Consider the following 14,296-nt stretch of genomic DNA (forward strand, 5'->3'; position numbering starts at 1 on the left):
AGTACGCGATGCCGAAGTCGGGTCGCGCTACTACACAACCTCGCTGATTTTCAGGAGATGTACCATGACTACTGCTTTTTCTCTGGCTCCACTGTTCCGTCATTCCGTAGGTTTCGACCGTTTCAATGATTTGTTCGAATCTGCGGCGCGTAATGAGGCGGGTAGCAGCTACCCTCCCTACAACGTTGAAAAACATGGCGAAGACCACTATCGAATCGTCGTTGCTGCGGCAGGTTTCCAGGAGCAGGATCTGGACCTGCAAGTGGAAAAAGGCGTCTTGACCGTGACTGGCGGCAAGCGTGACAGCAACGCTGAAAGCGTTACCTATCTGCATCAGGGCATTGCCCAGCGGGCGTTCAAGTTGTCGTTCCGCTTGGCTGACCATATCGAGGTCAAGGCGGCTGGTTTGGCCAATGGGCTGCTCAGCATCGACCTGCTGAGGATTGTGCCGGAAGAGGCCAAGGCCAAGCGGATCCCGATCAATGGGGATGGCAAGCCTGCTCTGAATTGATTGTTGTTTTGGATGAGGGCACCTTCGGGTGCCCTTTTTATTGCTTTATTTTGGGCTTGCATGACTCAGTGGGAGCGGGCTTGCCCCGCGATTCGATTTGGCAGGCAGAATGCTATCGCGGGGCAAGCCCGCTCCTACATTTTCGCTGTTTCAGTATCCCGCCGGCGCTTCAAGCAATAACGCCCGAAACTCCCCCAGCGGCAACGGTCGGCTGTGCAGGTACCCCTGGTACAAGTGGCAGCCCAGCCGCTCAAGAAACTCCAGCTGCTCCGACAATTCCACCCCTTCGGCAATCACCGCCAGGTCCAGGCTGCGGGCCATGGCGACGATGGCGCGGACGATTTCGGCGTCGTTGGGGTCCAGCGGGGCGTCGCGGACGAAGGATTGGTCGATCTTCAGGGCGTCCACCGGCAGGCGTTTGAGGTAGGTCAGCGAGGAGTAGCCGGTACCAAAGTCATCCATGGCAAAGCTGACGCCAAACGTCTTGAGTTCGCGCATTTTGCTGATGGTGTCTTCCAGGTTCTGGATGACGATGCCTTCGGTGATTTCCAGCTTGAGGATCTTGTGCGGCAGGCGGAAGTCGTCGAGGCTGCGCATTACCCGTTCCACGAAGTCGTTCTGGCGGAACTGCCGCGGGCTGATGTTCACGCACAGGCTGAAGTCATCGCCATCGATCAGCCCGTCGCGCAGCATGCCGGCACAGGCATCGCAGGCTTCGTCGAGGATCCAGCTGCCCACTTCAAGGATCAGCCCGCTTTCTTCCAGAACCTGGATGAACTGTGCCGGTGGCTGCTGGCCCAGTTGCGGGTGGTGCCAGCGCAACAGCACTTCGGCGCCGACGATGCGATTGTCGCGGGCGTCGACCTGGGGCTGGAAGTGCAGGGCCAGTTCGCCGCGGGCCAGGGCAAGGCGTAGGTCGTTTTCCATGCGCAGGCGCTCGCTGGCGGCCTTTTGCATGGTGGTGTGGAACATTTGCGTGGTGTTGCGCCCGGAATCCTTGGCCCGGTACAGGGCGATGTCGGCGCGCTTGAGCAAGTCGGCCGGGGTCGAGCCGTGGTCGGGAATCAGCGCCATGCCGATGCTGGGGGTGACCTGCAGGCGCTGGCCGTCCAGCGACATCGGTTCGGCCAGCAGTTCACGCAGGGTGTCTGCCAGTTCGCGGACCTTTTCCGTGACCTCCTCGCGGCTGCCTTCCAGGCCGCTGAGCAATACCACGAATTCATCGCCGCCCAGGCGTGCGACGGTGTCTTCCAGGCGCACGCTGGCTTCCAGGCGCGCGGTGATGATTTTCAGCACCGTGTCGCCGACCGGATGGCCAAGGGAATCGTTGATGTGCTTGAAGTGATCGAGGTCGAGGAACAGCAGGGCGCCGCGCAGGTTGTGACGCTTGAGCAGGGCGATCTGCTGGCTCAGGCGGTCCATCAGCAGGGCGCGGTTGGGCAGGTTGGTCAGCGGGTCGTGGTAGGCCAGGTGGCGGATTTGCGCCTGGGCGTTCTTCAGCTGGCTGACGTCGCGGGCGGTGAGCAGCAGGCACTCGGTTTCGTTGAGGTTGATCGGCTCGATCGACACTTCGACGGTGAGAATGTCGCCGCGCTTGTTGCGTCCGAGCATTTCCCGGTGGTGCACCCGGCCTTTGTCCTGGAACTCGTTGAGCAGTGCGGCGCGTTGCTTGTCGTCGGCCCAGATGCCGATGTCGTGCACGGTCTGGCCGATCACTTCGGCGGCGTTGTAGCCGGTCAGGCGGCAGAAGCCATCGTTGACTTCCAGGTAGCGACCGCTGTCGCGCTCGGTGATGGTGATGGCGTCGGGGCTTGAGTGAAAGGCCTTGGCGAACTTTTCTTCACTGGCCTTGAGCGCCGCTTCAGCACGCTGCTGCTGGGTGATGTCGCGCAGGGTGGTGACGCTGCAGGGCTGGTTGTCGACCTTGATCAGGCGGCTGGATATCACGCAGGTCAGCGGCTGGCCGTCCTTGTGATTGACCACTACGGCAACGTTGTTCAGGGCCTGGTCGCGGATCACCCGCTCGATGCGCCGGGCGCGTTCGGCCGACTCGGCCCACAGGCCAATCTGTTCGGCGGTGTTGCCCAATACCTGTTCGGCGTTCCAGCCAAACACCTGGGTAAAAGCCGGGTTGATCTCGATGAACTGGCCGTTGTCCTGGCGGGTGACGCAAATCGGGTCGGGGCTGGCCTGGAACAGGCTGGCGAATTTTTCTTCGGAGCTGGTCAGGCGTTGTTCGCGTTCGACCTGCTCGGTGATGTCCAGCAGGGTGCCAGCCATGCGCAGCGGATTGCCTTGTTCATCGCGGTACAGCCGGGCGCGGCTTTCGATAAAGCGCGAGCTGCCGTCTTCCATCTGGATGCGGTAGGTGATCTGGTAATTGCCGGCCGGGCCTTCGCGCAGGCTGCGATAGGCCTGGCGCATGGTGCTGCGCTCCATTTCCGGCACGCCTTCGAAGAATGACTCGAAGGATTCGTGAAAGGGCACAGGCTCAAGGCCGTGCAGTTCGGCCGCTCGCGCCGAGCCGTAGAGCATGCCGCTGGGAATGTGCCAGTCCCAGGTGCCCAATTGCGCCGAATCCAGGGCCAGGTCCAGGCGCTCCTGGCTGTCTTTGAGCGCTTGTTCTGCGCGTTTGTGTTCGCTGGTATCGACGAAGGTGCTGAGCAGGTAGGCGATGCCTTCGAGCTCGATGTTCTGGGTGCAGAGTATGCCGTCGTGGATTTCACCGCTGCTGCCGCGAAACTGCACTTCGAGGGTGACCGGGCCGCTGGTCCCGCTGGTTGCCGCCAGTACCTGCTGGCGCTGCTGGGGGTGTACCCACAGGCCCAGCTCCACGGTGCTCTTGTTGACGATCTGGTGGCCTGGCCAGCCGAGGATGTTCTCGAAGTGCTGGTTGACCTCGTAGATCATGCCGTCGGCGCGGCGGGTTAGCAGAATGACGTTGGGGCTCAGGTGAAAGAGTGTGGCGAAGCGCTTTTCCGAGTTGATCAGCGCCGATTCGCGTTCACGCTGGCGGGTGATCTCGCGGATCACCCCGACCATCTGTCGCCGGCCGTTGGGGTCCTTGGTCATACTGCCGTTGATTTCCAGCCAGTGCAGGCTGCCGTCGGGCCAGCGAATGCGATGGCGCAGGGCCTGCTCCACCGGCTCGCCATTGACCACCGCATGAAACGCCTGCAGGGCGCGCGGGCGGTCTTCCATGGGCACCAGCTCCAAGTAGTCCAGGTCATTGGGCAGGGGCTGGTGCGGATCAAAACCAAACAGGGCCTGGGTACCGCGTGACCAACTGATCTGGCCGGTTTCGACATCCCAGAACCAGGCGCCCAGGCGCGCACCGTTAAGCGCCGCCAGCAGTTGCGGGGCGTTTTCCCAGGTTTGCTCCGATTCCTGGGGGTCCGCCGCATGGATTCGAAGCATGCGCGGGAAGCGGTTTGCTGATTTGGGCATCGATACCAGACCTTTGGCAGATAACGCGTCCTTGAGCGGGCAGGCTTGCCCGGGTGTTACCTCAATTGTTCAAGGGGCTGCATGGCTGTCGAGCAATGCCATAAAGGCCCGGGCGGCATTCGATAGCGTTCGTTCGGTGTGCAGAATGTAGCCTAGCTGGCGTGATAGCTGTATGCCCGGCAAGGCGATGGGCGCCACCTGCTCATCGAGCATAGTACGTGGCAGCACGCTCCATGCCAGGCCGATGGAAACCATCATCTTGATGGTTTCCAGGTAGTTGGTGCTCATTGCGATGTTCGGTGTCAGGCCCTGGGCTTCGAACAGGCGCTGGACAATATGGTGGGTGAAGGTGTTGCCGCCCGGGAAAACCGCCGGATGGTGGGCAATATCGGCCAGGCTCACCGCACCTTTGCGTGCCAGCGGGTGTTCGGGGGCGGCGACGAAGTCCAGGGCGTCGTCCCATACCGGTACGGCGCGTACTAGATGGTGTGGTTCCGGGGCAAGGGTGATCACCGCTATTTCTGCTCGGCCATGGAGGATTTCTTCGTAGGCCACTTCCGAGTCGAGAAACTGAATATCCAGCGCTACCGCCGGGTACTGGCGGGTAAAGGCCCTCAACAACGGCGGCAGGCGGTGCAGGCCAATGTGGTGGCTGGTCGCAAGCGTCAAGCGCCCGCTGACTTCACCGGTGAGGTTGGTCAGGGCCCGGCGGGTGTCGTCCAGTACGTTGAGGATCTGGTAGGCGCGCGGCAACAAGGCGCGTCCGGCCTCTGTCAGGTTGACCTCGCGACCGAGGCGGTCGAACAGGCGCACGTCCAGTTGTTGCTCAAGGCCGGCGATGCGTTTGCTGATCGCAGGCTGGGTCAGGTGCAGGCGTTCGCCGGCCCCGGAAAAGCTGCCCGTCTCGGCAATGGCAATAAAGGCATTGAGGTTAGCCAGGTCCACTGCTCGAATTCCTTTTGGTTATCCAAAGCATAAAAATTATGAATTTGAGTTATTCAATCTACCGGCATAGCATCGTCCGTACAAGCCAAGGGGTTATTGGCATAGAAAGACGCTGATGAGGAACAGTCTGATGGCCGGCAAAACGCTTTACGACAAGCTCTGGGATTCGCATTTGGTCAAGCAGCGCGACGATGGTTCGGCGCTGATCTACATCGACCGTCACATCATCCACGAAGTGACGTCGCCGCAAGCCTTTGAAGGCCTGCGCCTGGCCAACCGCAAACCCTGGCGCATCGATGCCAACATTGCCACGCCTGATCACAACGTGCCGACCACTCCCGAGCGCAAGGGCGGGATCGACGCCATTGTCGACCAGGTTTCGCGTTTGCAGGTTCAGACCCTCGATGAAAACTGTGACGAGTATGGCATCGTCGAATTCAAGATGAATGACGTGCGTCAGGGCATCGTCCACGTCATCGGCCCGGAGCAGGGCGCAACCTTGCCCGGCATGACCGTGGTCTGCGGCGACTCGCACACCTCGACCCACGGCGCGTTCGGCGCCTTGGCCCATGGCATCGGCACTTCCGAGGTCGAGCACGTGCTGGCGACCCAGTGCCTGGTGGCCAAGAAGATGAAAAACATGCTGGTGCGCGTCGAAGGCACATTGCCGTTCGGTGTCACCGCCAAGGACATCGTCCTCGCCGTGATTGGCAAGATCGGCACTGCCGGCGGCAACGGCCATGCCATGGAGTTCGCCGGCAGCGCCATCCGCGAATTGTCGGTCGAAGGCCGCATGACCATCTGCAACATGTCTATCGAGGCCGGTGCCCGGGTCGGCCTGGTGGCCACCGATGAAAAAACTGTCGCCTACGTCAAGGGTCGCCCTTATGCGCCCAAAAACGAGCATTGGGCGCAAGCGGTCGAAGCCTGGAAAGACCTGGTATCCGACGCCGATGCGGTGTTTGACACGGTGATCGAGCTGGACGCTGCGCAGATCAAACCGCAGGTCAGTTGGGGTACTTCGCCGGAGATGGTTTTGGCCGTCGACCAGCGCGTGCCGGACCCGGCTGCCGAAGCCGACCTGGTCAAGCGCGGCTCCATCGAACGTGCCTTGAAGTACATGGGCCTGAGCGCCAACCAGGCGATCACCGACATCCAGCTCGACCGGGTGTTCATCGGCTCCTGCACCAACTCGCGCATCGAAGACCTGCGCGCCGCCGCTGAAATCGCCAAGGGCCGTAAGGTGGCCGCGACCATCAAGCAGGCGATCGTGGTACCGGGCTCGGGCCTGGTCAAGGCCCAGGCTGAACAGGAAGGCCTGGACAAGATTTTCCTTGCGGCGGGCTTTGAGTGGCGTGAACCGGGTTGCTCGATGTGCCTGGCGATGAACCCCGACCGCCTGGAGAGTGGCGAGCATTGCGCCTCCACCTCCAACCGCAACTTTGAAGGGCGCCAGGGCGCCGGTGGCCGTACCCACCTGGTGAGCCCGGCGATGGCCGCCGCCGCTGCCGTTACTGGCCGTTTTGTCGATGTACGCGAGTTGATCCAAGGGAGCGCAGCATGAAAGCCTTTACCCAGCACACCGGCCTCGTCGCGCCATTGGACCGTGCCAACGTCGACACCGACCAGATCATTCCCAAGCAGTTCTTGAAGTCGATCAAGCGCACCGGCTTTGGCCCCAACCTGTTCGACGAGTGGCGCTACCTGGATGTCGGCCAGCCGTACCAGGACAACAGCAAGCGCCCGCAGAACGCGGATTTCGTGCTGAACCACGCGCGTTATCAAGGTGCCAGCGTGTTGCTCGCCCGTGAGAACTTCGGTTGCGGCTCAAGCCGTGAACATGCGCCCTGGGCCCTGGAAGAATACGGCTTTCGCAGCATTATCGCGCCGAGCTACGCCGACATCTTCTTCAACAACAGTTTCAAGAACGGTTTGCTGCCGATCATCCTCAGCGAGCAGGAAGTCGATGAGTTGTTCAAGCAGGTCGAAGCCGAGCCTGGCTATCAGTTGAGCGTGGACCTGCAGGCGCAGACCGTGACCCGTCCGGACGGCAAGGTGCTGAGCTTCGAGATCGACGCGTTTCGCAAACACTGCCTGCTCAATGGCCTGGATGACATCGGCCTGACCTTGCAGGATGGTGATGCGATTGCTGCGTTTGAGGTCAAGCACCGGGCGAGTCAGCCGTGGTTGTTTCGTGACGTTTGATTGAGCTGATCGCGGGGCAAGCCCGCTCCCACAGAGGTAGGAGCGGGCTTGCCCCGCGATAATAAGGCCCCAGGAGATATCAATGACCAGCACCACCCATAAGGATGTCGTCCAGCGCCAGTTCGGCGAGCAGGCCAGCGCCTACCTGAGCAGCGCCGTGCATGCCCAGGGCAGTGAGTTCGCCCTGTTGCAGGCAGAGCTTGCCGGCCAAGGTCGCGCGCGTTTGCTGGACCTTGGCTGTGGCGCTGGCCATGTGAGTTTTCACGTTGCCCCGCTGGTGCGTGAAGTGGTGGCCTACGACTTGTCGCAGCAGATGCTCGATGTGGTCGCCGCCGCTGCCACCGAGCGCGGCTTCGAGAACATTGTCACCCAGCGTGGCGCCGCCGAGCGCCTGCCATTTGCCGATGGATCGTTCGACTTTGTCTTCAGCCGCTACTCGGCGCACCACTGGAGCGACCTGGGCCTGGCCCTGAGGGAAGTGCGCCGGGTGCTCAAGCCTGGGGGCGTGGCCGCGTTCATCGACGTGATGTCGCCGGGCAGCCCGCTGCTCGACACCTACTTGCAGAGCGTCGAAGTTTTGCGCGATACCAGCCATGTACGCGATTACTCGGCCAGTGAATGGTTGCAGCAGGTCAGCGAAGCCGGCCTGTTCACCCGCAGCCACAGCCGTCAGCGCTTGCGCCTGGAGTACCGCTCCTGGGTCGAGCGCATGCGCACTCCCGAGGTGATGCGTGGCGCCATTCGCCAATTGCAGCAGGCGATGGGCGAAGAAGTACGGCAGTATTACCAGATTGAAGCCGATGGCTCGTTCAGCACCGATGTCGTGGTGCTCTGGGCCGAACGCTAGGTTTTTTCCGGCAGGCCAACAGGGCGTGCCGCTTGAATTGAATAGAGGAACGCATGAGCAAGCAGATTCTGATTCTTCCAGGTGATGGCATCGGTCCGGAAATCATGGTCGAAGCGGTCAAGGTGCTGGAACTGGCCAACGACAAGTTCCAGCTCGGCTTCAGCCTTGCCCACGACGTGATCGGTGGTGCGGCCATCGACAAGCATGGTGTGCCGCTGGCCGACGAAACCCTGGAGCGCGCCCGCAAGGCCGACGCGGTATTGCTCGGCGCTGTCGGCGGGCCGAAGTGGGACAAGATCGAGCGCGATATTCGCCCCGAACGCGGCTTGCTGAAAATCCGCTCGCAACTGGGCCTGTTCGCCAACCTGCGCCCGGCGATCCTCTACCCGCAACTGGCCGATGCCTCCTCGCTCAAGCCGGAAATCGTCGCGGGCCTGGATATTCTCATCGTGCGTGAGCTGACCGGCGGCATCTACTTCGGCGCGCCACGCGGCACCCGCGAGCTGGAAGGCGGTGAGCGTCAGTCCTACGACACCCTGCCGTACAGCGAAAGCGAAATCCGCCGTATCGCCCGGGTCGGTTTTGACATGGCCCGTGTGCGCGGCAAGAAGCTCTGCTCGGTGGACAAAGCCAACGTCCTGGCCTCCAGCCAGCTGTGGCGTGAGATCGTCGAGGAAGTAGCCAAGGATTACCCGGACGTCGAGCTCAGCCACATGTATGTCGATAACGCCGCCATGCAACTGGTGCGTGCGCCCAAGCAGTTCGACGTGATGGTCACCGACAACATGTTCGGCGACATCCTGTCGGATGAAGCTTCCATGCTCACCGGCTCCATTGGCATGCTGCCATCAGCGTCGCTGGATGCTGACAACAAAGGCATGTACGAGCCTTGCCACGGCTCGGCGCCAGACATCGCCGGCCAGGGTATTGCCAACCCATTGGCGACCATCCTTTCGGTATCGATGATGCTGCGTTACAGCTTCAACCAGCAGGCGGCAGCCGAGGCCATTGAACAGGCCGTCAGCCTGGTGTTGGATCAGGGGCTGCGCACCGGCGACATCTGGTCGAACGGTTGCAGCAAGGTGGGTACGCAGGAAATGGGCGACGCAGTAGTCGCAGCGCTGCGGAATCTGTAATCTCTCGGGCCCGCTGCTGTTTTTCCTTGTGAAGCAGCGGCCCACTTTTTAGCAAAGGTGTAGTTGCGATGAAACGTGTAGGTCTGATCGGTTGGCGCGGCATGGTCGGTTCCGTGCTCATGCAGCGGATGCTGGAAGAGCAGGACTTTGATCTTATCGAGCCGGTGTTCTTCACCACCTCCAACGTCGGTGGCCAGGGTCCTGCGGTGGGCAAGGATATTGCCCCGCTCAAGGACGCTTACAGCATTGAAGAGCTCAAGACCCTCGATGTGATCCTGACCTGTCAGGGCGGCGACTACACCAACGAAGTCTTCCCCAAGCTGCGCGAAGCCGGCTGGCAGGGCTACTGGATCGACGCCGCCTCCAGCCTGCGCATGCAGGATGACGCAGTCATCGTCCTCGACCCGGTCAACCGCAAGGTCATCGACCAGCAGATCGACGCCGGTACCAAGAACTACATCGGCGGCAACTGCACCGTCAGCCTGATGCTGATGGGCCTGGGCGGCCTGTTCGAGGCTGGCCTGGTCGAGTGGATGAGCGCCATGACCTATCAGGCCGCTTCCGGTGCCGGCGCGCAGAACATGCGCGAGCTGATCCGCCAGATGGGCGCCACCCACGCCGCTGTGGCCGATGACCTGGCCAACCCGGCCAGCGCCATCCTCGACATCGATCGCAAGGTTGCCGAGGCCATGCGCAGCGAAGCCTACCCGACCGAAAACTTCGGCGTACCGCTGGCCGGCAGCCTGATCCCGTGGATCGACAAAGAGCTGCCCAACGGCCAGAGTCGCGAAGAGTGGAAGGCCCAGGCCGAGACCAACAAGATTCTCGGCCGCTTCAAGAGCCCGATCCCGGTCGACGGCATCTGCGTGCGCATTGGCGCCATGCGTTGCCACAGCCAGGCGCTGACCATCAAGCTGAACAAGGACGTGCCGATCGCCGATATCGAAGGCATGATCAGCCAGCACAACCCTTGGGTAAAACTGGTGCCGAACCAGCGCGAAATCAGTATGCAGGAGCTGAGCCCGACCAACGTCACCGGTACCCTGAACATCCCGGTGGGCCGCCTGCGCAAGCTGAACATGGGTTCGCAGTACCTGGGCGCCTTCACCGTCGGTGACCAGCTGCTGTGGGGCGCGGCCGAGCCGCTGCGGCGCATGCTGCGGATCCTGCTCGAGCGTTGATCGCTACACCGAGTTGAATCCAAGCCCGCGCCGGAAACTGCGCGGGCTTTTTTGTGGGTGGAGTCATCGCGGGGCAAGTCGGGACGCCGCACCGCCGCTCCCACAGTGGGAGCGGGCTTGCCCCGCGATTGCGGTGTCCTGCGCATGCAAATCCAAGTAAAGTGCCGCTCCCGCCGTTCCAGCAGAGGATTTTTCCATGACCCAGCTTATTGATATCGCCGTCATCGGTGCCACCGGTACCGTCGGTGAAACCCTTGTGCAGATCCTCGATGAGTGCGATTTCCCGGTCGGCACCCTGCATCTGCTGGCCAGCAATGAATCGGCGGGCAGTGGCGTGATGTTTCGCAGCAAGAGCCTGCGTGTGCGTGAGGTCGACAGCTTCGACTTCAGCAAGGTCAAGCTGGCTTTCTTTGCCGCAGGTCCTGCGGTAACCCGCAGCTTCGCCCCGAAGGCCCAGGCAGCCGGTTGCGCGGTAATCGACCTGTCCGGCGGGCTGTCGGCCGAGCAGGCACCAGCCGTGGTGCCCGAAGCCAACCCGGCGCGGCTCGACAGCCTCAAGGCGCCGCTGCAACTGAGCAGCCCAAGCAGCGCTGCGATCGCCCTGGCGGTCACCCTGGCACCGCTCAAGGGCCTGCTGGAGCTTGAGCGCATCAACGTCACCGCGTGTCTGGCGGTTTCTGCCCAAGGCCGCGAAGCGGTCAACGAGCTGGCCCGGCAGACTGCCGAACTGCTTAACGCCCGTCCGCTGGAGCCACGCTTTTTCGACCGGCAGATGGCTTTCAACCTGCTGGCCCAGGTTGGCGGCAGCGATGCCGAGGGTCATGGCGCTCTGGAGCGTCGCCTGGTCAGCGAGTTGCGCGAAGTGCTCGGCTTGCCTTCACTGAAGATTTCCGTGACCTGCGTTCAAGTCCCGGTGTTTTTCGGCGATAGCTACAGTGTGTCCGTGCAAAGCCGCACGCCAGTCGACCTGGCGGCGGTCAACGCCGCACTGGAAGCTGCCCAAAGCATTGAGCTTGTGGAGGAGGGTGATTATCCGACGCCGGTGGGTGACGCAGTGGGCCAGGACGTGGTCTATGTTGGACGGGTACGCGGTGGAATCGACGAGGCTGAACAGCTCAACCTCTGGCTGACCACCGATAATGTGCGCAAAGGCGCGGCCCTGAACGCAGTTCAGCTGGCGCAATTGTTGATAAAAGGCCTTGTGTAAAAGATACTTGCCGACAATTTGCCCCACTTGTTCTCGGTTGCCGGGGAAGGTTCATTCAAAGGAAGAGGTCATGCTTCGAATTCGCAAACTGGTCTTAGCAATAGCCGCGGCGTCGGCGCTGTCGTCCGGTATGGCGCATGCCCTCGGGTTGGGCGAGCTGACGTTGAAGTCAGCGCAGAATCAACCTCTGGATGCCGAGATCGAATTGCTCGATGTCCGTGACCTGACGGCGGCGGAAGTGGCGCCGAGCCTGGCGCCGCCTGAAGAGTTCGCCAAGGCCGGTGTCGAGCGCCAGGCGTTTCTCAATGACCTGACCTTCACCACGGTGATCAATCCTAACGGCAAGAGCGTGTTGCGGGTGACCTCGAGCCAGCCGTTGCCGGCGCCGATGGTCAAGTTCCTGGTCCAGGTCATGTGGCCGAGCGGTCGCCTGCTGCGTGACTACAGCATGCTGATCGACCCGGCCAAGTTCAATACCCCGGCCGGGCAGCCGGCGCCGGCGGCCGTTGCACCGGCGGTGACCGCGGCCAACTACACCACCGTGCGTCGCGACACCCTGTGGGAAATCGCCTCGAAAGCCCGTCAGGGTGGGTCGGTGCAGCAGACCATGCTGGCCATTCAGGCGCTGAACCCGGATGCCTTCATCAATGGCAACATCAACCTGCTGAAAACCGGTCAGGTGTTGCGCCTGCCTGATCAGCAGCAGATCGCCAGTATTCCCCAAGGCCAGGCCGTCACCGAGGTTGCCGAGCAGTATGCTGCCTGGCGCGAAGGCCGGCGTCTGGGGCCGCGTGCCCGCCAGCTCGACGCCACCCGGCGCAGCGGCACCGAGGCTGCGCCAGCGCGGATTGCCAATCAAGACAACCTCAAGCTGGTCGCCCCCGGCAGCAAGGCCGCAGCGGGCAGCAAAGGGCTCAACGACAAGCTGGCGGTGGCCCAGGAAAGCCTGGACACCAGCCGTCGTGACAATGAAGAACTGAAAAGCCGCATGGTCGACCTGCAGAGCCAGCTGGACAAGCTGCAGCGGCTGATTGCGCTGAAGAACGACCAGTTGGCCAAGCTCGAAGCCCAGGGTTCGGCAGCGCCTGAAGCGCCCGCAGCACCGGCACCAGCGGTCACTGCCGAGCTACAGCCAGCACCGGCGCCTGAGCAGCCGGTGGTCACGCCAGCCCCGGCTGCGGTCGATACCGCACCGGTTGAGCCTGCGACTGCCGAGCAGGCGCCGGCCGACTCGAACAAGATGCTTGACGATCTGCTCGGCAACCCGTTGCTGCTGGCGCTGATCGCAGGTTCCGCCTTGCTGGTGCTGTTGCTTGTGCTGCTGTTGCTGGCGCGCAAGCGCAAAGCCGATCAGGAAGCGGAAAAACACCTGCGCATGGCCCGTGCCCTGGCCGAAGAGGGTGATCGTGCGCAAGACCTGGACCTGCCGGCAAGCAGCTTTGAAGGTCTGGAAGTGGCCGCGCCCAATGTAACCCTGGCGCCAGCGGTGGTCGCGGCCTCGGCGGCTGCGGCCACAGCTGCCGCGCTGCCTGCTGAGGAGCCGGTGGTGGTTGCCCAGCCTGCGCCAAGCACGCCGGTGCAAGGCCCGATTGCCGCGCCACTGGTCGCCCCGGCCGCCAGTACGCCAGCGCCGACGGGTGATGCACTGCTTGATGAAGTGGAGCTGAGTATCGCCCGTGGTCGCCTGAATCACGCTGCCGACCTGCTCGAGCCTGCCGTCGCCGCAGCACCTGAGCGCAGCGACCTGCGCCTGAAGCTGATGGAAGTCTATGCCCGCCAGGGCGACCGTGATGGTTTTGTCGGTCATGAGCGCCAGTTGATCGCCACCGGCCAGAACCACGCCGATGTCGAGAACCTGAAAAACCGCTTCCCGGCCATGCTTGCGGTGGCGGCGGCCGGTGTCAGCGCTGCGGCGCTGGCGGCCGAGCTGGACGCCCAGTACGTACAGGAACTGCTACAGGATGAGGCGCCTGCCGAGCCGGTCGCTGAAGTCGAGCCGGTCGTCGAGGCCGAGGTGCTTGCCGAGCCTGAAACTGCCGTTGAAGCGCCACTGGATGACCTTGAGCCTTTGCCTGAAGACGACCTGGACAGCGCTTTTGACCTGAGCCTGGACGACGACCTGCAAGGCCTGGAGCTAGACGAGCCACCCGTGCTCGATGAGCCTGCGCCGGTCGCTGAAGCGCCGCAGGCTACAGAAGTCGCCAGCGAAGCCGGTACCGCCCAGCCGGACTTCGACGCCTTGCTCGAAGAGCATCTCGCCCAGCCTGAACAGGCCCTGGACGATCTCGCCGATTTCGACCTCGACGTTGCAAGCGACGAGCCTGCGCCACAGCCTGCCAGCGACAGCGTTGACATTGCCGCCGAATTGGCTGCGTTCGATGAGACCATGCCCGAGTTCGACCCGCTCAGTGAGCTGGATCTGCCGGAAGACTTCGATCTTTCGTTGTCGCTGGACGAGTCGGACGCGGACAAGCATTTCGCCTCGGAGCTCGATGACGTCAACGCCGAACTCGACAAGCTGTCGCAAAGCCTTGAACAGCCGCCGATCGAGCCGCACTTCACCGAAGCGGACGCCTTGAGCGACGACCTGGGCGATGACTTCGACTACCTAGGCGGCGCCGATGAAGTGGCCACCAAGCTGGACCTGGCCCGGGCCTATATCGACATGGGCGACCATGACGGGGCCCGCGACATCCTCGACGAGGTGCGCAAGGACGGCAGCGATGCCCAGCGCCAGGAAGCCGACGAGTTACTCTCGCGCCTGGTCTGAGTTCAGTCCTCGTAAAGACAACGGCAGCCCACGTGGCTGCCGTTGTC

At 62.5% G+C, this 14,296-nt stretch carries 10 protein-coding genes; 8 read left to right on the forward strand and 2 right to left on the reverse strand.

The window, feature by feature from the left end:
- The first annotated feature begins 64 nt into the window (after positions 1-64).
- A complete protein-coding gene (locus tag M5G17_RS23420; RefSeq protein ID WP_273895267.1) occupies positions 65-511 on the forward strand; it encodes an Hsp20 family protein in 447 nt (148 codons plus the stop codon).
- A gap of 150 nt (positions 512-661) precedes the next feature.
- On the opposite strand, the gene M5G17_RS23425 is transcribed toward M5G17_RS23420, so the two are convergent.
- Positions 662-3,958, reverse strand: coding sequence for a sensor domain-containing protein (locus M5G17_RS23425; protein ID WP_273895268.1), 3,297 nt, complete (start codon positions 3,956-3,958; stop codon positions 662-664).
- Positions 3,959-4,027: 69 nt separating this feature from the next.
- A complete protein-coding gene (locus tag M5G17_RS23430; RefSeq protein ID WP_273895269.1) occupies positions 4,028-4,903 on the reverse strand; it encodes a LysR family transcriptional regulator in 876 nt (291 codons plus the stop codon).
- A gap of 130 nt (positions 4,904-5,033) precedes the next feature.
- Here M5G17_RS23430 and leuC point away from each other — a divergent pair, with 130 nt between their 5' ends.
- The 7 genes from leuC (at position 5,034) to M5G17_RS23465 (ending at position 14,249) form a co-directional block, all read left to right on the forward strand.
- Positions 5,034-6,467: a 3-isopropylmalate dehydratase large subunit gene (leuC, locus tag M5G17_RS23435; RefSeq protein WP_273895270.1), complete on the forward strand. Its 1,434-nt coding sequence runs from the start codon at positions 5,034-5,036 to the stop codon at positions 6,465-6,467.
- Complete coding sequence (gene leuD, locus M5G17_RS23440) at positions 6,464-7,108, forward strand: 3-isopropylmalate dehydratase small subunit (RefSeq protein WP_273895271.1); 645 nt, start codon at positions 6,464-6,466, stop codon at positions 7,106-7,108. Before leuC ends, leuD begins: the two co-directional genes overlap by 4 nt.
- 82 nt (positions 7,109-7,190) lie before the next feature.
- On the forward strand, positions 7,191-7,955 hold the full coding sequence (locus tag M5G17_RS23445) for a class I SAM-dependent methyltransferase (protein WP_273895272.1): 765 nt from the start codon (positions 7,191-7,193) through the stop codon (positions 7,953-7,955).
- 53 nt (positions 7,956-8,008) lie between these two features.
- A complete protein-coding gene (gene leuB, locus M5G17_RS23450; RefSeq protein WP_273895273.1) occupies positions 8,009-9,091 on the forward strand; it encodes a 3-isopropylmalate dehydrogenase in 1,083 nt (360 codons plus the stop codon).
- A gap of 68 nt (positions 9,092-9,159) precedes the next feature.
- Positions 9,160-10,272 carry an aspartate-semialdehyde dehydrogenase gene (gene asd, locus M5G17_RS23455; RefSeq protein ID WP_273895274.1) on the forward strand — a complete coding sequence of 371 codons (1,113 nt, stop codon included), beginning with the start codon at positions 9,160-9,162 and terminating at the stop codon, positions 10,270-10,272.
- Between the two features lie 196 nt (positions 10,273-10,468).
- Entirely contained in the window at positions 10,469-11,479 is a 1,011-nt protein-coding gene (locus M5G17_RS23460) for an aspartate-semialdehyde dehydrogenase (RefSeq protein WP_273895275.1), read from the forward strand.
- A gap of 70 nt (positions 11,480-11,549) precedes the next feature.
- Entirely contained in the window at positions 11,550-14,249 is a 2,700-nt protein-coding gene (locus M5G17_RS23465) for a FimV/HubP family polar landmark protein (RefSeq protein WP_273895276.1), read from the forward strand.
- Positions 14,250-14,296: the final 47 nt, after the last annotated feature.

This window comes from Pseudomonas rubra (assembly GCF_028656935.1).
Lineage (GTDB): Bacteria > Pseudomonadota > Gammaproteobacteria > Pseudomonadales > Pseudomonadaceae > Aquipseudomonas > Aquipseudomonas rubra.